This is a genomic window from Amycolatopsis mediterranei (assembly GCF_026017845.1).
Classification (GTDB): Bacteria; Actinomycetota; Actinomycetes; order Mycobacteriales; family Pseudonocardiaceae; genus Amycolatopsis; species Amycolatopsis mediterranei.
Genome location: NZ_CP100416.1, coordinates 3,543,171 through 3,567,283 on the forward strand (window position 1 = coordinate 3,543,171; position 24,113 = coordinate 3,567,283).

Sequence of the window (24,113 nt, forward strand, 5' to 3'; positions counted from 1 at the left end):
AGGTGAAAAACCCATGCAGGACGACGCCGAATTCCAGGTGCTGGTGAACGACGAGGGCCAGTACTCGCTGTGGCCGGTGGCCAACGAGGTACCCGCGGGGTGGCGCGCCGACGGCTTCCGCGGCGGCCGCCAGGAGTGCATGGACCACGTCGACGAGGTGTGGACCGACATGCGGCCGCTGAGCCTGCAGCGGCAGATGGCCGCCGACGGCTGAGCCGGCGGCGCACCCCGCCCGTCCCACCGAACCGACGCGGAAGGTCCCCCCTGATGCCCTCACCTTCGACGTTTTCCCAGTCCATACCCGTGGTCCGGGACGTCCCGGACCCGCGGTCGCCCGCCGGCGGCCGCCTCCAGCGGCTGCTCGCGGGGCTCGCCCACAAACACGGCGTCCCGGCCGCCCAGCTGGTCGTCCACGACGGCGGCCGGACCGCGTCGGCCACGGCAGGCGAGATCACCGCCGAGGCGAAGTTCCCGGTCGGGTCCATCACCAAGGCGTTCACCGCGGCACTGGCGATGCTGCTCGTCGCCGACGGCGACCTCGACCCGGACGACCCGCTCGGCGAGCACCTCGACGGCCTCGGGCCCCAGGTCGGCAGACCCACCGTGGGGCAGGTGCTCAGCCACACCGGCGGGCTGCCGGCCGCGCTCGGTGCCGCCGCGGACGGGGGCGGCTCGGCTCGCCGGTACCTGCGGGCCTGCCGCGACGCCGGGCTCGTCCAGCCGCCCGGGCTGGGCTTCTCCTACTCCAACGTCGGCTACGTCCTCACCGGCTACGTGGTCGAGGCCATCACCGGCATGAGCTGGTGGGAGGCGATGGACACGATGCTGCTCGGCGAACTCGGCATCGACGCCGCGTTCGTCGTGGAGCCGGGCGCCCGGCGCCGGACCAGGGCGCACGTCAGCGGGCACGCCGTGCACGCGGCGACCGGCCGCGCCCGGCCGGTCGCGCAGACCCTGACCCCAGCCGAGGCCGCGGCCGGGGCCCTCGCGCTGAGCGCCGAGGACCTCGTCGCGTTCGGCCTGATGTGCTGCGGCGGCGAGGGCCCGCTGCCGGCGGACCTGATCGACCTGATGCGCCGCCCGGTGCCGGGGGCGGAGCCGTTCGGGCTGGCCGACGCTTGGGGGCTCGGCCTGGCCGGCTACCGCGGTGCCGACGCGGACTGGACCGGCCACGACGGCACCGCCGACGGCACCTCCTGCCACCTGCGGATCGACGCCGAGCACGGCCGGGTCGTCGCGCTCACCACCAACGGGAGCACCGGCTCGGCGCTGTGGACGGACCTGGTCGCGGCGCTGCGCGCCGACGGCCTGCCGGTCGGCGACTACGAGCTGCCCCGCGACTTCGACCGGGCCGCGCGCCCGGCCGCCGACCTGACCGGCCGCTACACCAACGGCGACCTGGAGTACCAGGTGGACGTCCGCGCGGACGGCGGCGCCGTGCTCGTCGTCGACGGCGAGGTCTACCCGGAGCTGGCGCTGCTGCGCGACGGGTCGTTCTCGGTGCGCGAACCCGGCACCGGGCGCCGGATCATCGGCGGCCGCTTCCTGACCGACCCGGCCACCGGCACCGTCAGCGCCATGCAGGCCGGGGGCCGCGTCGCCCGGCGCCGCCGCCGCGCCTCCTGATCTCCCGCCACCCTGCACCACCCGACTTCTGTTGTAAGGACACGAAAGCGATGACCACCTCGAGGAAGAGCCGCATCGACGCGCTGCCCGCGGAACTGCGGGAGACGCTCAAGCGCCGGCTGGCCGGCCGGGCGGAGCGCTCCGACGTCATCGGCCGGGCGCCGCGGGAGAACGCCCTGCCGCTGTCGTTCGCCCAGCAGCGGCTGTGGTTCCTCGACGAGTTCCGCCCGGGGGACGCGGAGTACAACAGCGCGGTGGCGCTGCGGCTGACCGGGCCGCTCGACACGAGCGCGCTGACCGGCGCGCTCGCCCGGCTGGTGGCCCGGCACGAATCCCTGCGCACGACCATCGACGACGCCGGCGGCACCCCGGTGCAGGTCGTCCACGCCGCTCCGGAGATCCCGGTGCGGACGGTCGACCTGACCACCGACCCCGCGCTGCGGCCGGCCGATCTGGACGAGGTGCTGGAGGCGGAGTACGGCCGGTCGTTCGACCTCCGCCGCGGCCCGCTGGTGCGGCTGCTGCTGGTGCGGGTCGCCGAGGAGCACCACGTCCTGCTGGTCACCGCCCACCACATCGTCACCGACGGCGAGTCGATGGGCATCCTGGTCGGCGAGCTCGCCGCGCTGTACGCGGCCGCCGTCCGGGGCGAAGCCGCCGAGCTGCCCGAGCCGGCGGTCCAGTACGCCGATTTCGCCGTGTGGCAGCGGAACCGGCTCGCCGGGCCGGCGCTGGACCGGCACCTCGCCTACTGGACGACCCAGCTGGCCGGCGTCGAACCCCTGGACCTGCCGTCCGACCGGCCGCGCCCGGCCGTGCGCACGACGGCCGGTGCCGTGCACCACTTCAGCGTCCCCGCCGGCGTCGCGGCCGGGCTGGCCGAGCTGGCCCGGACCCACGACACCACGCTCTACACCGTGCTGGTCGCGGCCTGCCAGGTGCTGTTCGCCCGCTACACCGGCCGCGACGACATCGCCGTCGGCACCGTGGTGTCCGGCCGGAACCGCCCCGAACTGCAGCGCACGGTCGGGTTCTTCGTCGACACCGTCGTCATCCGGTCCGCTGTGGACCGCACCGCGGCGTTCGGGACCTTCCTCGACGCCGTCCGCACGACCGTGCTGGAATCCTTCGAGCACGCCGAAGCCCCGTTCGAAAAGCTCGTCGAAGCGCTGCGCCTCGACCGCGACGCCAGCCGCAACCCGCTGTTCGACGCGATGGTGCTGCTGCACGGGAGCGCGGGCGCGCCGATGGACTTCGCCGGGCTGACGGCCGAGCCGGTCGAGGTGGCCCGCCGCGCCGCCAACTTCGACCTCACCGTCGAGTTCCAGCCGTCCGCGGACGCGCTCGAAGGCTCGCTGGAGTACAACACCGACCTGTTCGACGCGCGGACCGCCGTCGCGCTGGGCGAGCACCTCACCGTGCTGCTGACCGCGATCGCCGCCGACGCGCGGCGCCCGGTCGGAGAGCTGCCGCTGCTCACCACCGGTGAGGAAACCCGGCTGCTCACCGAGTGGAACGCGACCGCGCTGGACGTGCCCGCGGCCACCGTCACCGAGCTGTTCGAGTCGCAGGCCCAGCGCAGCCCGGACGAAACCGCGCTCGTCGCCGGGGAAATCGCGCTGAGCTTCGCCGAGCTCAACGCCCTCGCCAACCGCCTGGCCCGCCACCTCGTCGCGCTGGGCGCCGGCCCCGAGCGGGTGGTGGCGCTCGAGCTGCCGCGCACGGCCGAGGCGATCGTGGCCTTCCTGGCGGTGCTGAAGGCGGGTGCGGTGTACCTGCCGATCGACCCGGCGTTGCCCGCCGACCGGAAGGAGCTGCTGCGGCGGGACGCCGGCGCCACGCTCGTCGTCACCCGCGACGACGGCCCCGCCACCTCCGTCCCCGGGCTCGTGCTCGCTGCCCCGGAAACCGTGGCCGCGCTGAGCGAGTACTCCGCCGCGGACCTCACCGACGCCGATCGTGCCGCGCCGCTGCGGCCGGACAACACGGCCTACGTCATCTACACGTCCGGGTCGACCGGCCGCCCGAAGGGCGTGGCGGTCCCGCACCGCAACCTCACCAACCTGCTCTTCAACCACCGCCACGACTTCGCCGCGCCCGGACGGCGGCTGCGGGTCGCGCTGACCGCCACGCTGTCGTTCGACACGTCCCTGGAAGGCCCGCTGCTCATGGCCGACGGCCACGAGCTGCACCTGATCGGCGACGACGTCCGGCTCGACGCCCACGCCCTCGTCGGCCACATCGCCGAACACCGGATCGACTTCCTCGACCTCACCCCGACCTACCTGCGCCGGCTGATCCCCGCCGGGTTGCTGACCGACCCGCGCCACCGGCCCAAGAGCCTCATGCTCGGCGGCGAAGCCCTCGACGAAAAGCTCTGGCGCGAACTGGCCGACGCCGAAGTGACCGTGGCGCACAACTTCTACGGCCCGACCGAGTACACCGTGGACGCCGTCTCGTGCCGGGTCGGCGAAACGACGCGTCCGGTGCTGGGCCGCCCGCTGGCCAACACCCGCGCCTACGTCGTCGACCAGGACCTGCGGCTGGTCCCCGCCGGCGTGCCCGGCGAGCTGTGCCTGGCCGGGGCGCAGCTCGCCCGCGGCTACCTCGGGCGCCCGGGCCGGACGGCCGGGAGCTTCGTCGCCCATCCGTTCGGCGCACCGGGCGAGCGGATGTACCGCACCGGCGACCGGGTCCGCTGGACCGCGGACGGGCAGCTGGAGTACCTGGGCCGGCTCGACGACCAGGTGAAGATCCGCGGGTTCCGGGTCGAGCCGGGCGAGGTCGAGGCCGCGCTGGTCCGCCTGCCCGAGGTCACCGCGGCCGTCGTGGTCGCCCACCGGCCCGACGGCGGGCACGCCCGGCTGGTCGCCTACGTCGTCGGTGCCGGGCCGGTGCCGCCCACGGCCGACGAACTGCGCGCCGCCCTGCGGGCCACGCTGCCGGACTACCTGGTGCCCTCGGCGTTCGTCCCGATCGACGCGATTCCCCTGACCCCGCAAGGCAAAGTCGACCGGCGGGCGCTTCCCGCACCCGACGCCCCGGCGGACAGCGGCCACGCCTACGTGCCCGCGCGCACCGCCGTCGAGCACCAGCTGGTGGCGATCTGGTCCGAGGTGCTCGGCAACGACCGCATCGGCGTCGAGGACAACTTCTTCGGCCTCGGCGGCGACTCGATCCTCAGCATCCAGGTGGTCGCCCAGGCCCGCCAGGCCGGCCTGCGGCTCACCTCGCGGGACATCTTCCTGCACCAGACCATCGCCGGGCTCGCGACCGCGGTGCGGACCGCCGCGGTGCCGAGCCCGGCGGCGGGGCCGATCGCCGGCCCGGCCCCGCTCACCCCGATCCAGCACTGGTTCTTCGCCACCCACGGGCCGCTGGCCCACTTCACCATGTCGCAGCTGCTCGAGCTGCCCCACGACGTCGACCAGCAGGCGCTGCGGACCGCCCTCGACGCGATCGTCGCCCACCACGAGGCCCTGCGGACCCGGTTCTTCACCGTCGACGGGCAGTGGCGGCAGGAGGTGACGCCGGAGCCGCCGACCGGCGTCCTGCGGATCCGGGACCTGTCCTCGCTCGGCGACGCCGGGCAGCGCGCCGGCATCGAGGCCGCGGCCGCGCAGGTGCGCGCCGGCCTGGACCCGGCGACCGGCACCCTGGCCGGCGCGGCGCTGCTCGCCCGCGGCACCCGGCCGCCGCTGCTGTTCCTGGCCGTGCACCACCTGGTGGCCGACGGCGTTTCGCTGCGGCTGCTGCTCGGCGACCTCGAAACCGCCTACGGCCAGGTCGTCTCCGGCGCGCCGGTCCGGCTCGCCGCCACCGCCACGCCCTTCACCCAGTGGGCACACCTGCTGGAGCAGCACGTCCGTTCCGGGGCGTTCGACGACGACCTCGAGCACTGGACGCGGGTGGCGCGCCGGGTCCCGGCGGCGCTGGCGGCCGACCACGCGGGGGCCGGCACCACCGGCTCCACCCGCACGCTGACCGTGACCCTCGGCGCCGAGGAGACCGACGCGCTGCTCCACCGCGTCCCCGCCACCTACCGGACCCAGGTCAACGACGTGCTGCTGAGCGCCCTCGGGCGCGCACTGGCCGACCGCACGCGGGAAGACGGTGTCCTGATCGCCCTCGAGGGACACGGCCGCGAGGACGTCCTCGACGGCGTCGACCTTTCCCGCACCATCGGCTGGTTCACCACGCAGTTCCCGGTGGCGCTCGACCTGCCGCCGTCGGGGGACTGGGGCGCCACCCTCAAGGCGGTCAAGGAGCAGCTGCGGGCCGTCCCGCGCCGCGGCTTGAGCTACGAAGCCCTGCGGTACCTCGGCGAGCCCGGCGCGCCGGGACACGCGCTGCAGGCGTTCCCGCTGCCGCAGATCTGCTTCAACTACCACGGCCGCTGGGACGCCCAGGCCGGCGCGGACGGGCTGTTCCGCGGCCGGCACGACAGCCCGGGCGCCGACATCGCCCCGGAGGAGGCGAGCACCTACCAGCTGGACGTCACCGGCGTCGTCGAGTCCGGCGCGCTGTCGCTGACGTGGTCCTACTCCGACCAGGTCAACGACGAGGACACCGTCCGGGAGCTGGCCGAGGCGATGCTCGCCGGGCTGCAGGAGATCGTCGCCCACTGCGCACGACCGGGCAGCGGCGGCCGCACGCCGTCGGACTTCCCGCTGGCCCGGCTCGATCAATCCACTGTAGACAGACTCGTCGGTGACGGCCGCACCGTCGACGACATCTACCCGTTGACCCCGCTGCAGGCGGGCATGCTGTTCCACAGCCTTTTTGCGGGGGGTCCGGGTGGCGGAGCCCCCGGCCCGGGGCGGAGCCCCGGATGTGACAGCCTGCTCGATCCCACCGCCGACGCCTACGTCGACCAGGCGCGGATGCTCCTGGACGGTGTTCGCGACCCCGACGCGTTCGCGCAGGCCTGGCAGCAGGTCGCCGACCGCACCCCGGTCCTGCGGACCGAACTCGTCTGGGAGGGCGTCGAGGACCCCCTGCAGGTCGTGCGGCACCGGGCGGTCGTCCCGATCACCCGCCACGACTGGCGTGGCCTGTCCGAAGCCGAGCAGACCGCCCAGCTGGACCGGCTCTCGGCCGGCGACGCCGCCACGGGCCTGGATCTCACCACCGCGCCGCTGATGCGGCTGGCGATCGTCGCGCTGACCCACGACCGCGTGCTGCTGATGTGGACCTCCCACCACATCGTGCTCGACGGCTGGAGCCTGGCCCAGATCTTCACCGAGGTGTGCGAGCAGTACGCCGCGATCACCGAGCACCGGATCCCGCGGGTGCCGGCGCACCGGCCGTTCCGCGACTACCTCGGCTGGCTCGCCGCCCAGGACGGCACCGCGGCCGAAGACCACTGGCGCGCGGTGCTTTCCGGCTTCGCCGCCCCGACCCCGCTGCCGTGGGACCGGTCCCCGGCGCAGGCGCACCGGACGCGCTCGTCGCGCACGGTCCGCGCCAATTTGTCCACAGAGGACACTGCCCGGCTGCGGGAGGTGGCCCGGCGCCACGGCCTGACCGTCAACACCCTCGTGCAGGGCGCGTGGGCGCTGCTGCTGGCCCACTCCAGCGGCGAGTCCGACGTCGTCTTCGGCACCACCGTCTCCGGCCGCCCCGACGACCTGCCGGGCGTGGAGACCATGATCGGGATGTTCATCAACACCATCCCGACCCGGACCCGGATCGACCGCGGCGAGCGGGTGCTGCCGTGGCTGCAGCGGTTGCAGGACGAACAGAACCAGGCCCGGCGCTACGACTTCCTCGCGCTCGGGAAGCTGCGCGCCCTCAGCGACGTCCCGCCGGGGGAGAACCTGTTCGACAGCATGGTCGCGTTCGAGAACTACCCCTTCGACGAGAACGCCGCCGCGCAGGCGGGCGTCACCCTGCGCGAGGTGACCGCCCTCGACGAGACCACCTTCCCGGTCACCCTGCGCGCCTACGTCGACCGGCAACTGGGCTTCGAGCTCGGGACCGACCCGGCGCTGTTCGACGAGGAAACCGCGGCCGCCATGGCGGCCCGGCTGGAGACCCTGCTGCTCGGGATCGCCGAGAACCCGGACCGCCCGATCGCCCGGCTGCCGTGGCTGTCGGACGGCGACCGCGCTCAGCTGGTCGCGGCCGAGATCGCCTCGTTGCCCGCGCCGACCATCACCGAGCTGTTCGCCGCCCAGGTGGCGGCGAACCCGGACGCGGTCGCGCTCACCGGCGACGGCGGCTGCCTGACCTACGCCGAGCTCAACGCGCGGGCGAACCGGCTGGCGCACCGGCTGATCGAGCTCGGCGCCGGGCCCGAGCGGTTCGTCGCGCTGCGCCTGCCGCGCTCGCCCGAGCAGGTCGTCGCGATCCTCGCCGTACTCAAGGCCGGCGCCGCCTACCTGCCGATCGACCCGGCCACCCCGGCCGAACGCGTCGAGCGGATGTGCGCCGACACCGACCCCGTCGCCGTCCTCGCACCGGAAGACGTAGACGTGGAAACGGGCCCGGACACCGATCCGCCGCTGCGCTGCACGCCCGACCACCCCGCCTACGTCATCTACACCTCCGGCTCGACCGGGCTGCCCAAGGGCGTGGTGATCCCGCACCGCAACGTCACCCGCCTGTTCGCCGCCACCGCCGGTCGGTTCGAGTTCGGCTCGCGCGATGTCTGGACGCTGTTCCACTCCTACGCGTTCGACTTCTCCGTCTGGGAGATCTGGGGCCCGCTGCTGCACGGCGGCCGGCTCGTCGTCGTGCCGCACTCGGTGTCCCGTTCGCCGCGGGAGTTCCTGCGCCTGCTGGCCGACGAGGGTGTCACGGTGCTCAACCAGACGCCGTCGGCGTTCTACCAGCTCATCCGGGCCGACGAAGACGACCCTGGAGCCGGTGGCCGGCTTTCGCTGCGGTACGTGATCTTCGGCGGCGAGGCCCTGGACGCGCGCCGGCTGGCCGGCTGGTTCGCCCGTCACGGCGACCGCGCGCCGCGGCTGGTGAACATGTACGGCATCACCGAAACCACCGTGCACGTCACCCACCACGACCTCGTGTCCGACAGGGACACAGTGGACGCGCCGGGACTCATCGGCACCGCCCTGCCCGACCTGCGCGGGTACGTCCTCGACGCGGACCTGAACCCGGTCCCGGCCGGGGTGCCCGGCGAGCTCTACGTCGCCGGCGACGGCCTGGCCCGCGGCTACCTCGGCCGGCCGGGGCTGACCGCCGCCCGGTTCGTCGCCGACCCGTTCGGCGCGCCCGGGTCCCGGATGTACCGGTCCGGCGACCGGGTGTCCCGCACCCGCGAGGGTGCCCTGCGCTACCACGGCCGCGCCGACCACCAGGTGAAGATCCGCGGCTTCCGGATCGAGCCGGGCGAGATCGAGGCCACCCTGCTCGCCCTGACCGACGTCGGCTCGGCCGCGGTACTGGCGCGCGAAGACGAGCCCGGCCGCAAGCGGCTGGTCGCCTACGTCGTCGCGGCGACGCCGGACGAGCCGCCGAGCACCGCGCGGCTGCGCGAGCACCTGGGCCGCTCGCTGCCGGACTACATGGTGCCCTCGGCGTTCGTCATGCTCGACGAACTGCCGTTGACCCGCAACGGAAAGCTCGACCAGCGCGCGCTGCCGGCCCCCGCCGCGGCGGGACCGGAAAGCGCCGGGTTCGCCGAACCCCGCACCGAAACCGAACGCACGGTCGCGGCGGTGCTGGCCGCCACGCTCGGCTTGGAGCGCGTCGGGGCCGACGGCCACTTCTTCGAGCTGGGCGGGGATTCCATCCTCAGCATCCGGTTCACCTCCGCGCTGCGGGAGGCCTTCGGCGTCGAAGTCTCCCCGCGCACGGTGTTCGACCACCCGACGGTGGCCGGCCTGGCGGCCGCGCTGCCCGCCGCGTCCGCCACGCCGCTGACCGCGGCGATCACCCCGGTGGCCCGCGATGCCGAGCTGCCGCTGTCCTTCGCCCAGCAGCGCCTGTGGTTCCTCGACGACTTTGCGCCCGGAAGCACCGACCACGTCACGGTCTTCGGCGTGCGGCTGCGCGGCGCCCTGCGGCCCGACGCGCTCGGCCGCGCGCTCACCACGCTGATCGCCCGGCACGAATCGCTGCGCACCACGTTCCCGGCCGTCGACGGCCGCCCCCGCCAGGTCGTGGGGGAGCCGTGGCAGCTCGCGCTGCCGGTCACCGACCTCACCGATCTCACCGACGTCGACGGCCCGGCGGCGGAGGAGGACCTGCGGCGGCTGCTGGCCGAGGACCTGGCCCGGCCGTTCGACCTCGCCCGGGGCCCGCTGCTGCGGGCGCGGCTCGTCCGGCTGGCCGCGGACGACCACGCGCTCGTGCTGTCCCTGCACCACATCATCACCGACGGCTGGTCGATGGGCGTCCTCATCGGCGAGCTGGCCACCCTCTACGGCGACGAGCGGATCGCCCTGCCGGCGCTGCCCGTCCAGTACGCGGACTTCGCGGCGTGGCAGCGCGAGCGCCTCACCGGTGCCTTCCTCGACGAGCAGCTCGGCTTCTGGCGCCACGAGCTCGACGGCCTGCGCCCGCTGGACCTGCCGACCGACCGCCCGCGCCCGGCCACCCGGACGTCGAACGGCGCCGAGCACGAGTTCGCCCTCGGCGCCGAGGGCCTCGCCGGGCTGCGCCGGCTGAGCCACGACCGCGACACGACGCTGTTCACCGCGCTCGTGGCGGCCTGCCAGCTGGTGCTGCGCCGCTGGTCCGGCCAGGACGACGTCGCCGTCGGCACGGTGACCTCGGGGCGCGACCACCCGGAGGTCCAGGACCTCGTCGGCCTCTTCGTCAACACCGTCGTGCTGCGGTCCCGAGTGGACGGTCGGCGGGGCTTCGGCGAGCTGCTCGGCGCCGTCCGCCGGACGGTGCTGGACGCGTTCGCCCACCAGGAAGTGCCGTTCGAGCGGATCGTCGACGAGCTGAGCCCCGACCGCGACCCGAGCCGCACCCCGCTGTTCGAGGTGCTGGTGACCCTGCAGAACGCCGGCAACCGGCTGCCCGCCCTCGCCGGGCTCACCGCCGGGGAACTGACGCTGCCGATGACCACCGCGGGATTCGACCTGAGCGTCGAGTTCGAGGAGCGGCCCGACGGGCTGCGCGGCCTGCTGAACTACAACACCGACCTGTTCGACGCGGCGACGATGCGGCGGTTCGCCGAGCACCTCACGGTGCTGCTCACCGCCGTCGTGGCCGACCCGGACCGGCCGGTCGACGCGCTGGCGCTGCTGCCCGCCGCCGAACGCGACCTCGTCGTCGAGACGTGGAACGCGACCGGCCGGCCGGTGCCGGACACGACCGTCGTCGAGCTGTTCGAGGCCCAGGCCGCCCGCACCCCGCACGCGACCGCGCTGGTCGACGGCGACACGACGCTGACCTTCGCGGAGCTGAACGCCCGCGCCAACCGGGCCGCGCGGGCGCTCGTCGCCCGCGGTGCCGGGCCCGAGCGGCTGGTGGCGGTCGCCCTGCCGCGCTCGGCCGACCTGGTCGTCACGATGCTCGCCGTCCTCAAGGCCGGCGCGGTACACCTGCCGCTGGACCCGGAGCTGCCCGCGCGGCGGCGGGAAGCGCTGCTGGCCGACGCCCGGCCGGTGCTGGTCCTCACCGAGCCCGTCGTCGCCGAAGAAGCGGACACGAACCTCACCGACGCCGACCGGCTGGCGCCGTTGACCCCGGATCACGCCGCTTATGCGATCTACACCTCCGGTTCCACCGGCACCCCGAAGGGGGTGCTCGTCGAACACCGCGCCCTGGCCAACTTCGCCGTCGACCACGCCGGCCGGTTCACCGCCGCGGCCGGGAAGGACCGGCTGCGGGTGGCGCTGACCGCGGCCTTCTCGTTCGACGCGTCCTGGGAGACCGTGCTGCTGATGCTCACGGCCGGGCACGAGCTGCACGTGATCGACGCCGAGACCCGGCTCGATCCGGGCGTGCTGGCCGGATACGTGGCCCGCCACGGGATCGATCTGGTCAACTCGACGCCGTCGTTCGTCCGGCACCTGCTGGACGCCGGGCTCGGCGACCACCGGCCGCCGGTGCTGCTGGTCGGCGGGGAAGCCGTCGGCGAAGCGCTGTGGCGCGACCTGAGCGACCTCGACGGCGTCACCGCGTTCAACCTCTACGGCCCCACCGAGTGCACCGTCGACGCCACCCTCTGCCGGATCGGCGAGACCGCGCGCGAGGTGATCGGCCGCCCGCTCGGGAACGTGCGGGCCTACGTCCTGGACGACCGGCTGCGCCCGGCACCGATCGGCGTGCCCGGCGAACTGCACCTGGCCGGTGTCCAGCTGGCCCGCGGCTACCTCAACCGGCCCGGGCTGACGGCGGACCGCTTCCCCGCCAGCCCCTTCGGCCCGCCCGGCAGCCGGATGTACGCCACCGGCGACCGGGCCCGCTGGACCGCCGAGGGGTACCTGGAATACCTGGGCCGCGTCGACGACCAGGTCAAGATCCGCGGTTTCCGGGTCGAGCCCGGCGAGGTCGAGGCGGCACTGCGCGCCCTGCCCGAGGTCGCCGACACGGTTGTCGTCGCCCGCCACGACGACGGCCACGCCCGGCTCGTCGCCTACGTCGTCTCCGCCGACGGCTCCGCCGCGGACCCGGCCCGGCTGCGGACGGCGCTGAAGTCGACCCTGCCCGACCACCTGGTGCCGTCGGTGTTCGTTCCCCTGGACCGGCTGCCGCTGGCCACCAGCGGCAAGGTCGACCGCCGCGCGCTGCCCGCGCCCGCCGTCGACCCGGCCCCGGCCGAGGGCCGGACCGCTCCGCGCACCGGCACCGAACGGCTGCTGGCGGAGATCTGGGCCGAGGTCCTCGGCGTCGCGGAGCCGGGGGTCGACGACAACTTCTTCGCCATGGGCGGGGATTCCATCCTCAGCATCCAGGTCGTCTCGCGGGCCCGGCGCCACGGCCTGCGCCTGACGTCCCGGGACGTCTTCCGCCACCAGAGCATCGCCGAGCTCGCGCTCGTCGCCGGCACCGAAGCGGCCACCGAACCCGAAGCCGGGTTCACCGGCTCGGCGCCCCTCACGCCGATCCAGCGGTGGTTCTTCGAAACCGGCCACCACGACCACTTCACGATGTCCACGCTCGCCGAACTCGACCCCGACGTCGAGCTCCCCGCGCTCGAAACCGCGCTGGCCGCGGTGCTGGGCCGCCACGACGCCCTGCGCACCCGGTTCACCCGCACCGGCGACGGGTGGCGGCAGGAGTTCCGGCCCGACGCGGCAATCCCGGCGCTGCGGCACGTGTCCGGTGGGGACATCAGCACGGTCGCGGCCGAGGCTCGGGCGGCGCTGCGGGTCGAGGGCGGCCCGCTCGTCGCGGCCGCGCTGATCACCGCTCCCGGGCAGGCACCGGGGTTGCTGCTGGTCGTCCACCACCTGGTGGTCGACGGCGTGTCCTGGCGCATCCTCTTCGACGACCTGGAAACCGCCTACCGCCAGGTGGTTTCCGGGCAGCCGACCGACCTCGGCCCGGCGCCGGTCAGCTTCCTCCGCTGGGCGGACCGCCTCGCGGGGCACGCGTTCGACGCCGAACAACCGTACTGGACCGAAGCGCTCGACGGAGTCGACCCGGACCTGCCGGTGGACGCGACGGGGGAGAACACCGCCGGAAGTGCCCGCACGGTCACCGTCCGCCTGGACCCCGCCACCACCGACGCCCTGCTGCACCAGGTCCCCGAGGTCTACCGCACGCAGATCAACGACGTCCTGCTCGGCGCGCTCGGCCGGGTACTGGCCCGCTGGACCGGCCGCGAACGCGTCCTCGTCGGTTTGGAAGGGCACGGCCGCGAGGAAATCTTCGACGACCTCGACCTGTCCCGCACGGTCGGCTGGTTCACCGCCGAGTTCCCGGTCGCGCTCACCCTCCCCGCGACCGAAAACTGGGGATCGACCTTGAAGGCCGTCAAGGAGCAGCTGCGAGCCGTCCCCGGCAAGGGTCTCGGCTACGGCGCGCTGCGGCGGCACGACGACCCGGTGCCGCAGATTTCCCTGAACTACCACGGGCAGTGGACCGCCGCCGGCGGCGACGACGGGCTGTACCGCGGCTGGGGCGGCGAGCTCGGCGACGACATCGACCCCGCGCGGCCGCGCACGGCCCTCCTGGACGTCGTCGGCATCGTCGACGGCGGCCGGCTCGAACTCGCCTGGACCTACGCCCCGGGCGTGCACCGCGAAGACACCGTGCGCGGGCTCGCCGAGCAGGTCCTCACGGCCCTGCGCGAAATCGTCGCGCACTGCGCCGGCCCGGACGCCGGCGGCCGGACGCCGTCGGACTTCCCGCTGGCCCGGCTGAGCGCGGCCGAACTGGACACCGTGGCCGGCGACGGCCGCGCGGTCGAGGACGTCTACCCGCTGACCCCGCTGCAGGCCGGGATGGTGTTCCACACCCTGGTCGACGACGGCTCCCCGGCCTACTTCGAGCAGGTCCGCATCCGCCTCGCCGGCGTCGCCGACCCCGCCGCGCTCGCCGCGGCCTGGCAGCGGGTCGTCGACCGGACCCCGGTGCTGCGCACCCGGCTGGTCTGGACGGGTGTCGAAGAGCCCGTGCAGGTGGTGGACCGCGCCGCGACCCTGCCGGTCACCCACCACGACTGGCGCGACCTCGGCCCGGCCGAGCGCGAAACCGCCCTGCGGGACGCCCTGGCGGCCGACCGGGCCGTCCCGTTCGACCTGACCCGGGCCCCGCTGACCCGGCTGACGATCGGGGCACTGCCCGGCGACGAGGTCGACCTCGTGTGGACCTCCCACCACGTGCTGTTCGACGGCTGGAGCTCCGCGCAGGTCTTCGCCGAGGCCTGCGAGCAGTACGCCGCCGCGACCGCCGGCGTCCGCCCGGCCCTGGTCACCCGGCGCCCGTACCGCGACTACCTCGGCTGGCTGGCCGGCCGCGACCAGGCCGCGGCCGACGCGTTCTGGCGGGACACCCTGGCCGGCTTCGACGCCCCGACCGCGTTGCCCTACGACCGCCCGCCGGCCGAGGCGCACCAGTCCCGGTCCACCGATTCGGTCCGGATCGAGCTGCCCCCGGCCGCGACCCTGCGGCTGCGGGAGTTCGCCCGGACCCGCGGCCTCACCGTCAACACCGTCGTGCAGGGCGGCTGGGCGTTGCTGCTGGCCATGCTCTCCGGTGACCGTGATGTCGTCTTCGGCACCACCGTCTCCGGCCGCCCGGCCGACCTGGCCGGCGTGGAAACCATGATCGGGCTGTTCATCAACACCATCCCGACCCGCGTCCGCGTGGACGGCACCCAGCCGGTCGCGCGCTGGCTCGGGCAGCTGCAGGCGGCCCAGAGCGAGGCCCGCGACCACGACTTCGTGTCGCTGGCCCGGCTGCGCCCGCTCAGCGACGTCCCGGCGGGGCAGAACCTGTTCGACAGCATGGTCGTGTTCGAGAACTACCCGATCAGCGAACCCGCCACCGCGGGCGCGCCCCGGGTCGTCGAGGTCGCCTCGGCCGACGCCACGAACTTCCCGCTGTGCCTGCGCGCGTCCCTCGACGAAGGCCTCGCCCTCGACCTCGCCTACGACCCGGCGCTGTTCGACCGGGCCACCACCGCGGCCCTGACCGACCGGCTGGTCCGGCTGCTCGACGCCGTCACCGCGGACCCGGACCGGCCGCTGGCCCGGGTGCCGTGGGTCGACGCCGCCGAGCGCGCCCGGGTGCTCGCGGACGCCCACGGCCCGGGCGCCGCCGGGACGCCGTCCACGGTGCCCGCGCTGTTCGCCGACCAGGTGCGGCGCCGTCCGGACGCCGTCGCCGTGCTCGCCGGCGACCGGACCCTGACCTACGCCGACCTCGACGAGCGGGCGAACCACCTGGCCGCGCGGCTGGCCGACCTCGGTGTTGCCGTCGAGGACCGGATCGGGCTGCTGCTGGAGCCCTCGGTCGAGCACGTCGTCGCCGAACTCGCCGTGCTGAAGGCGGGTGCGGCCTACGTGCCGCTGGACACCCGGGCGCCGCACGAGCGGCTGCGGGCCGTGCTCGCCGAGGCCGGGGTGTCGGTCGTGGTTTCCGGCGACACCTGGGTGCCGACCGCCGAAGCCGTCCACAGTGGACCGGTACTGACCGTGGGCGAGCAGCGCTCGCGCACCGCGCCGGACGCTTCGGTGGTGCCCGAAAACCTCGCCTACGTCATGTACACCTCCGGCTCCACCGGCGTCCCCAAGGGGGTCGCCGTGCGCCACCGCGACATCACCGCGCTGGCCCAGGACGGCCGGTTCGCCGGCGGCGCCCACACCCGGGTGCTCGCGCACTCGCCGCTGGCCTTCGACGCCTCCACCTACGAACTGTGGGTCCCGCTGCTCAACGGCGGCGCGACGGTCTTGCCCGACGGGCCCGACCTGACCGTGGAATCGTTGCGGCGCGCGGTTTCCGCGCACGGGGTGACGGCGGCGTGGCTGACCGCCGGGCTCTTCCGGCTGCTCGCCCAGGACGCCCCGGACGGCCTGCGCGGCCTGCGCGAGGTGTGGACCGGCGGCGACGTCGTCCCGCCCGCCGTGGTCCGCGCGGTCCAAGCCGCGTGCCCTGGCCTCGTCGTGGTCGACGGCTACGGCCCCACCGAAACGACCACCTTCGCCACGTCGTTCCGGATGACCGGCGGGGCGGGCGTGCCCGAGCCGGTGCCGATCGGCCGTCCGCTCGACGGCATGCGTGCGTACGTGCTGGACGCCGAGCTGCGCCCGCTGCCCGCCGGGGCGCCCGGCGAACTCTGCCTGGCCGGTGCGGGCCTGGCCCGCGGCTACCTCGGCCGGCCCGGCCTGACCGCCGAGCGGTTCGTGCCCGACCCGTTCGGCGCGCCGGGGGAGCGGATGTACCGCACCGGCGACGTCGTCCGGCGCGGTCCCGACGGCGAGCTGGTGTTCCTCGGCCGCTCCGACGACCAGGTCAAGCTGCGCGGGTTCCGGATCGAGCTCGCCGAAGTGGAGGCCGTGCTGGCCGCCCACCCGGCGGTCGCCCAGGCGGTCGCGACCATCCACACGGACGCCGCCGGCACGCGGCGGCTGATCGCGCACGTCGTCCTCGCCGCCGGCCGGACCGCGGACTCCGCCGCGTTGCGCGGCCACGCGGCCGCGGCCCTGCCCGAGTACATGGTGCCCGCCGTCGTGCTGGTGCTGGCCGCGCTTCCGTTGAACCGCAACGGAAAGGTCGACCGCCGGGCGCTGCCCGCCCCGGACGGCCCGGTGACGTCACAGCGGCCCTACGCCGAACTGGCCACCGCGACCCAGCGCGCCGTCGCCGGGATCTGGCAGCGGCTGCTCGGCGTCGACCGGGTCGGCGCGCAGGACAACTTCTTCGAGCTCGGCGGCGACTCGATCCTGAGCATCCGGCTGGTGTCCCGGCTGCTGGCCGAATGCGGCGTGTCGCTGTCGCCGCGGGCGGTGTTCGCGCACCCGACGGTGTCCCGCCTCGCCGCCGCGATCGAAACGGTCGGGGCCACCGCGCAGGACCCGATCCCGGCCGTGCCCCGGGACGGCGAGCTGCCGCAGTCCTTCGCCCAGCAGCGCCTGTGGTTCCTCGACGAGTTCGAGCCGGGCGGCACCGAGTACGTCACCAGTTCCGCGGTGCGCCTGCGCGGTGCACTGGACGTCGGCGCGCTCGCCGAGGCGTTCACCGCGCTGGTCGCCCGGCACGAACCGCTGCGCACCACGTTCGGCTCGGCCGACGGCCACGGCGTCCAGGTCGTGCACCCGCCGTCGCCGGTTCCGCTGCCGGTCGTCGACGCTCGCGAGGAGGAGCTCGCGAACATCCTGCGTGCCGACGGCGAACAGCCCTTCGACCTCAGCGCAGGGCCGTTGTTGCGGGCCAAGCTGATCCGGCTCGCGCCGGAGGAGCACGTGCTGACCGTGGCGGTGCACCACATCGTCACCGACGGCTGGTCGAACGGGCTCATCGCCGAGGAGGTCGGTGCGTTCTACGCGGCGGCGTTGCGCGGCGAACCGGCGGACCTGCCGCCGCTGCCGGTGCAGTACGCGGACTTCGCGGCCTGGCAGCGCGGCCGGCTCGCCGAGCGGGTGCTGGCCGGCCAGGTCGACTACTGGGCCGAGCGCCTGCGCGACCTCACCCCGCTGGAGCTGCCCACCGACCGGCCCCGGCCGCCGGTGCGCACCACCCGCGGCGCGACCCGCGAGATCGTCGTCCCGGCGGCGGTGACCGCGCGGCTGGAGCAGGTGAGCCGGCAGCGCGAGACGACCCTGTTCACCACCCTCGTCGCCGCGTGCCAGGTGCTGCTCGGCCGCTGGGCCGGCCAGGACGACGTGGCCGTCGGCACGGTCACCTCCGGCCGGGAACGCCCCGAACTCGAAGGGCTCGTCGGGTTCTTCGTCAACACGCTGGTGCTGCGCTCGCGGGTCCGCCCGGACCTGGCGTTCACGGCGTTCCTCGACGAGGTCGCGACGGGCGTCCGGGCGGCGTTCGACCACCAGGACCTGCCGTTCGACCGGGTCGTCGACGCGGTGCAGCCCGGCCGTGACCCGAGCCGCACGCCGCTGTTCCAGGTGATGGTGGTGCTGCAGAACAGCCCGCGCGAAGCGACCCGGCTGCCGGGTCTGGAGACCGAGGAGCTCCCGCAGCCGGCGACGGCGGCGAACTTCGACCTGACGCTGGAGTTCCAGCCGGACGGCGGAGTCCTGCGCGCGGCGCTGACCTACAACACGGACCTGTTCGACGCGGCCACGATCGATCGGCTGGCCACGCACCTGGGCGTCCTGCTGGCGGGCGTCGCGGACGACCCGGACCGGCCGCTGGCCCGGCTGCCGCTGATCGGCGCGGCCGAGCGCGAACTGGTCCTGGGCACCTGGAACGACACGGCGGTTCCGGTGGAGCCGCACACGCTGCCCGAGCTGGTGGCGGCCCGCGCGCGGCGGACGCCGGACGCACCGGCGGTCATCGCGGGCGAGTCCCTCACCTACGCCGAGCTGGAGGGCCGCGCGTCCCGGTTGGCGCGGGTCCTGGCCGGGCGCGGCATCGGCCCGGAGCGGATCGTCGCACTGGCCCTGCCGCGGTCGGTGGAGATCGTGGTGGCGCAGCTCGCGGTCCTGAAGGCGGGCGGGGCGTTCCTGCCGGTCGACCCGACTTACCCGATCGAGCGCATCACGTTCATGCTCGCCGACGCCCGCCCGGCCCTGGTCCTGACGCTGGAGGGCTTGGCACCCCCGGTGCCGGAGGGGGTGGAGGTGCTGACACTCGACGGCCCGGAGTTGTCCGGTGGCGAGCCGGCCGAGCCGGTGGTTTCGGGGCTGTCGGGCGCCGGGCCGGTGTCCGGTGGCGAGCCGGCCGAGCCGTTCCCGCCCGTCGCCGTCCGGCCGGAGCACCCGGCCTACGTCATCTACACCTCGGGCTCCACCGGCCGTCCCAAGGGCGTGGTCGTCACCCACGCCGGGCTGGCCTCCTTCGCCGCCGCCGAAGCCGACCACCTCCAGGTCACCGAAGGGGACCGGGTCCTGGCCTACTCGTCGCCCAGCTTCGACGCCTCCATCCTGGAGCTCTGCCTGGCCCTGCCCAGTGGCGCCGCGCTCGTCGTCGTCCCGCCCGAGCCGTTGCTGGGCGAACCCCTCGCCGAGTTCCTTGCCGCCCACCGGATCACCCACACCCTGATCCCGCCCGCCGCGCTGGCCACCGTGCCCGCCACCGACCTGCCGGACCTGCGCACGCTGGTCGTCGGCGGCGACGCCTGCCCGGCGGAGCTCGTCGACCGGTGGGCACCCGGCCGGCGGATGATCAACGCCTACGGCCCCACCGAGTCGACGATCGTCGCGACCTGGAGCGACCCCCTGCGACCGGGCACGCCGCCCCCCATCGGGCGTCCCATCCCGAACACCCGCGGCTACGTGCTCGACGCCGCGCTCCAGCCGGTGCCGGTCGGCGTGCCCGGCGAGCTGTACGTCGCCGGGCCGAGCCTGGCCCGCGGCTACCTCGACCGGCCGGGCCTGACCGCCGACCGGTTCACCGCCAACCCCTTCGGCGCGCCGGGGGAGCGGATGTACCGCACCGGCGACGTCGTCCGGTGGACCGCCGGCGGGCAACTGGAGTTCACCGGCCGGGCCGACGACCAGGTCAAGGTCCGCGGCTTCCGCATCGAACTCGGCGAAGTCGAGGCGGCGCTGACCCGCCACCCCGGCGTCGCCGCCGCGGTGGCCGCCGTCCAGCAGGACGAGTCGGGCCACAAGCGCCTGGTCGCCTGCTTCGTCGCCGAACCGGGGACCGACCCGGTCGGTGCCGGCGAACTGCGCGAGTTCCTGAGCCGGTCGGTGCCCGGGCACCTGGTGCCCTCGGCCATGCTGGAGCTGCCCGCGCTGCCGCTCGGGCCGAGCGGCAAGGTCGACCGCCGCGCCCTGCCCGTGGTCGCCGCCGCGGCGGAGCCTGCCGCCCGCCACGTCGAGCCGGTGACCCCGGCCGAGCGCGCGCTCTGCGAGATCTGGGCCCAGGTCCTCGGCCTGGACCGGGTCGGCACCGCCGACAACTTCTTCGAGCTGGGCGGCGATTCCATCCTCAGCATGCAGGTCGTGTCCCGGGCCCGGCAGGCCGGGCTGCGGGTGTCCACAAAGGACATCTTCCTGCACCAGACCGTCGCCGCGCTGGCTCCCGAAGCCGTCGCGGTGGCCGAGGAAGCGGCGGCGGACGGGCCGGTGGTCGGCGAGGTCCCGCTGACCCCGATCCAGGACTGGTTCTTCGCCACCCACACCGTCAACCCGCACCACTTCAACCAGTCGATGCTGGTCGAGCTCGCCGACGGCTTCGACGCCGGCGCGCTCGAGCGGGCGCTGGCCGCGGTGTGGACCCACCACGACGCCCTGCGCATGCGGTTCACCCGCACCGAAGAGGGCTGGCGCCAGCACAACGCCGGCGTCGAGCCGGTGCCCGTGCTGCACCGCGAGGACCTGACCGCCATACCCGCGTCCGGCCGGGCGGCCGCGCTGGAGCGGATCGCCGACACCGTCCACGCCGGGTTCGACCTCGCGCAAGGCCCGCTGCTGGCGGCCGTCCTGGTCACCGCCGATCCGGCGTGGCGGCCGCGGCTGTTCCTGGCCGCCCACCACGTCGTGGTCGACGCCGTCTCCTGGCGGATCCTGCTCGACGACCTCGACACCGCCTACCGCCAGGCCGCCCGCGACGTCCCGATCGACATCGGCCCGCGGACGACGTCGTTCCGGGACTGGGCGCACCGCCTGCGTGACCACGTCCGCGCCGGCGGCTTCGACGACGAACGGGCGTACTGGACCGGACTGCCCGCCTCGGGCGCGCTGCCGGTGGACCACGACGGCACCGGCACCGGCACTCCCACCGGCACCGCGGAAGTCACCGTGGCCCTGGACGCCGGCGACACCGACGCCCTGCTGCGGTCGGCGCCGTCGGCCTACCGCACGCGCGTCAACGACGTCCTCCTGACCGCGCTGGCCTGGGCGCTGGCCCGGTGGACCGGGCGCCCGGACGTGTCGATCGCCCTGGAGGGCCACGGCCGCGAGGACATCCTCGACGGCGTCGACCTCAACCGGACCGTCGGCTGGTTCACCACGCTGTTCCCGGTCGCGCTGTCCGTCGAAGACACCGGCACCCCCGACTGGCGGACGCTCGTCAAGTCCGTCCGCAAGCAGCTGCGGGCCATGCCCGGCAACGGGTTCGGCTACGGCGCCCTCCGCCACCTCGGCGACCCGGACGTCCGGAAGCAGCTCGCGGAAACCGGGCCGCAGCCGGAGATCTCGTTCAACTACCTGGGCCAGTGGGACGGCTCCGGGGGCGCCGGGACGACGTCCGAAAGCCTCTACGCCGCCGTCCGCGGTTCGCTCGGGCGCGACCACGACCCGGCCGAGCACCACCCGCACCTGCTCGACCTGGTCGGCGCGGTCCAGGACGGCGAGCTCGTGTTCTCGCTGATCTACCAGCCCGGCCGGCACGACCGGCGGACCGTCGAAGCGGTGGCCGGCGACTTCGCGGGCGCCCTGCGGCGGATCGCCGCCGACTGCCAGGCCCCGGCCCGCCGGAAGGAGCGGCGGTGACCACGCGGCTTTCGCGCAACCGCAACTACGGGCTGCTGTGGGGCAGCCAGGCGCTGTCGGAGGCCGGGTTCAGCGCGTCGATGATCGCGCTGCCGCTGCTGGTGCTGGCGGTGACCGGCTCGCCGGCGCTGTCCGGGCTGGTGCTCGGCGTGGACGCGATGGCCCAGCTGGTCGCCGGGCTCCCCGCGGGCGCGCTGGCGGACCGGTGGGACCGCAAGAAGATCCTGCTCGGCTGCGAAGCGGCGTACGCGGTGGCGGTGGCGAGCCTGGTGGCGGCGATCTGGTGGGACGTTGTGCGCATCCCCCACCTGATCGCGGTCGCGGCGGTCATGGGCTGCTGCCGGTCGCTGTTCGGCCCGGCCGAAGGCGCGATGCTGGCCGGGGTGGTGCCCCCGGCCCAGCTGCCCACGGCCCTGGCGATGAACTCCGCGCGCGGCGCGCTCGGGCAGCTCTCGGGCACCGCGGTCGGCGGGTTCCTCTACGGCATCGGGCGGGCCGTCCCGTTCGCCTTCGACGTGCTCCTGCACCTGATCTCGCTGGTCGCGCTGACCTTCGTCCGGGCGCCGCGCCGCGAGGCCGCCCGGCTGGAGGGCGGGCACCTCGGCCGGGAGATGGCCGAGGGGCTGCGCTGGGTGTGGAGCGAACGGCACGTGCGCGTCACGGTGGCGTGCGCGGTCAGCCTGAACTTCTTCTTCAGCGCCTACTACATCGTCATCATCGTGCTGGCCAAGGAGCGGGGCGTCACCTCGGGCGAGATCGGCGTGATGGCCGCGATGCTCGGGGTCGGCGGGGTCGTGGGGTCGCTGATCGCGCCCTCCCTGCAGCGACGGCTCAGCCCCTACATGTCGATCATGAGCGTGTTCTGGGTGCTGACCCTGCTGACCCCGCTGGCGGCCGTGATCCACGACGGCTACCTGCTGGGCGCGCTGTTCGTCGCCATGGCCCTGCTCCCGCCGACCGCCAACACGACGATCGGGACCTACCAGCTGCTGCTCACCCCGGACCGGCTGCGCGGCCGGCTGACCAGCGTGATGGGCGTGATCGGCGGGGTGTCCGCGGCGACCGGGCCGGCCTTCGGCGGCCTGGTGGTCCAGGCGTTCCCCGGCACCGGCGCGGTCGTGCTGTGCGCCGCGGGGATCGCCCTGGTGACCCTCGTCGTCACGGTCAGCCCGACGCTGCGCCGGTTCCCCCGCAGCGACACCCTCGTCCCCGCACCCGAGCCGACGACCACCGAGGAGAAAACGTCATGACCACCCAGGAATCGGGCGTCGCCTTCGCCTTCGAAGACCTGCTGGCGCGCTCGGCCGAGCTGCGCGAGCGCGGCCCGGTGCACCACGACGAAGAGCGGGGGCTGTGGCGGGTGCTCGACCACCCGGGCGTCTCCCGCGTGCTGTCCGACCCGGCGGTGTTCTCGTCGGACTTCAGCGGGCTCACCCCGGTCCAGGAGGACTTCGAGACCTTCCGCAAGGGCAACTTCGTCGGGATGGACCCGCCGGACCACCGCAAGCTGCGCACCCTGGTCAGCCAGGCGTTCACCCCGCGGGTGGTGGCCGGCCTCGAGCCGCGGATCCGGGCCATCGCCGGGGAACTGCTCGACGAGGTCGCCGGGGAGTCCCGCTTCGACGTCGTCGACGCGCTCGCCTACCCGCTGCCGATCATCGTGATCGCGGAGCTGCTCGGAGTCCCGGTGGCGGACCGCCCGCTGTTCACCCGCTGGGCCCAGGTCCTCTTCAGCGGCGACCAGCTGGGTGAGTCGGCCGACATGGCGGACATCCAGCGCGCCCTCGACGCGATCGCCCCGACGATCCGCGAGATGAACGCCTACATCCTCGACCACATCCGGCACCACCGCGCCCACCCCGGCCCGGGCCTGACGAGCCGGCTGGTGGAGGCGGAGTTCAACGGCGAGCGCCTCGAGGACCAGGAGATCGTGGGGTTCGTCGCGCTGCTGCTGATCGCGGGCCACATCACGACGACCGCGCTGCTGGGCAACGCGATCGTGACGTTCGACCGCAACCCGGCCGCGGCGGCGGCGCTGCGGTCCTCGCCGGCCGGCCTGCCGGCGGCGCTCGAGGAAGTGCTCCGGCTGCTGCCGCCGTTCCCCGAGCTGGGCCGCCGCACGACCGCCGAGCTCCAGCTGGGCGGCCACCGCATCCCGGAGAACTCGATCGTGATGGCGGACCTGGCGGCGGCCAACCGGGATCCGGCGTTCTTCGACCGGCCGGACGCGTTCGACCCGGCGCGGACCCCCAACCCGCACCTGACCTTCGGCCACGGCATCCACTTCTGCTTCGGCGCGCCGCTGGCGCGGCTGGAGGGCCGGATCGCGTTCGAGGTGCTGTTCGAGCGGTACCGGGACCTGGCGGTCGCGACGGACGCTCCGGTGGTGTTCCAGAACCCGTCGGTGATCGTGAGCGTCAGGCATCTGCCGCTGGCCGTGGAGCGGGCCTGACCGGCCGCGGCGCACGCACGGGTTTCCGCGGGTGCGCCGCGCCT

Annotated in this window: 5 protein-coding genes; all 5 read left to right on the forward strand. The window is 74.6% G+C overall.

Going from position 1 to position 24,113, the window contains the following annotated elements:
- Window positions 1-13 precede the first annotated feature (13 nt).
- From ISP_RS16815 to ISP_RS16835, 5 genes are read left to right on the forward strand one after another with little or no spacing between them, the layout of a single operon-like run.
- Window positions 14-214, forward strand: coding sequence for an MbtH family protein (locus tag ISP_RS16815; protein WP_013224966.1), 201 nt, complete (start codon window positions 14-16; stop codon window positions 212-214).
- Window positions 215-267: 53 nt separating this feature from the next.
- Window positions 268-1,626, forward strand: a complete 1,359-nt coding sequence (locus ISP_RS16820) for a serine hydrolase domain-containing protein (protein WP_230468796.1) — start codon at window positions 268-270, stop codon at window positions 1,624-1,626.
- Between the two features lie 50 nt (window positions 1,627-1,676).
- Window positions 1,677-21,617: a non-ribosomal peptide synthase/polyketide synthase gene (locus ISP_RS16825; protein ID WP_013224968.1), complete on the forward strand. Its 19,941-nt coding sequence runs from the start codon at window positions 1,677-1,679 to the stop codon at window positions 21,615-21,617.
- Window positions 21,614-22,867: an MFS transporter gene (locus ISP_RS16830; RefSeq protein ID WP_013224969.1), complete on the forward strand. Its 1,254-nt coding sequence runs from the start codon at window positions 21,614-21,616 to the stop codon at window positions 22,865-22,867. The genes ISP_RS16825 and ISP_RS16830 overlap by 4 nt, the downstream gene beginning before the upstream one ends.
- Window positions 22,864-24,069, forward strand: coding sequence for a cytochrome P450 (locus tag ISP_RS16835; RefSeq protein ID WP_013224970.1), 1,206 nt, complete (start codon window positions 22,864-22,866; stop codon window positions 24,067-24,069). Before ISP_RS16830 ends, ISP_RS16835 begins: the two co-directional genes overlap by 4 nt.
- The last annotated feature ends 44 nt before the right edge of the window (window positions 24,070-24,113 follow it).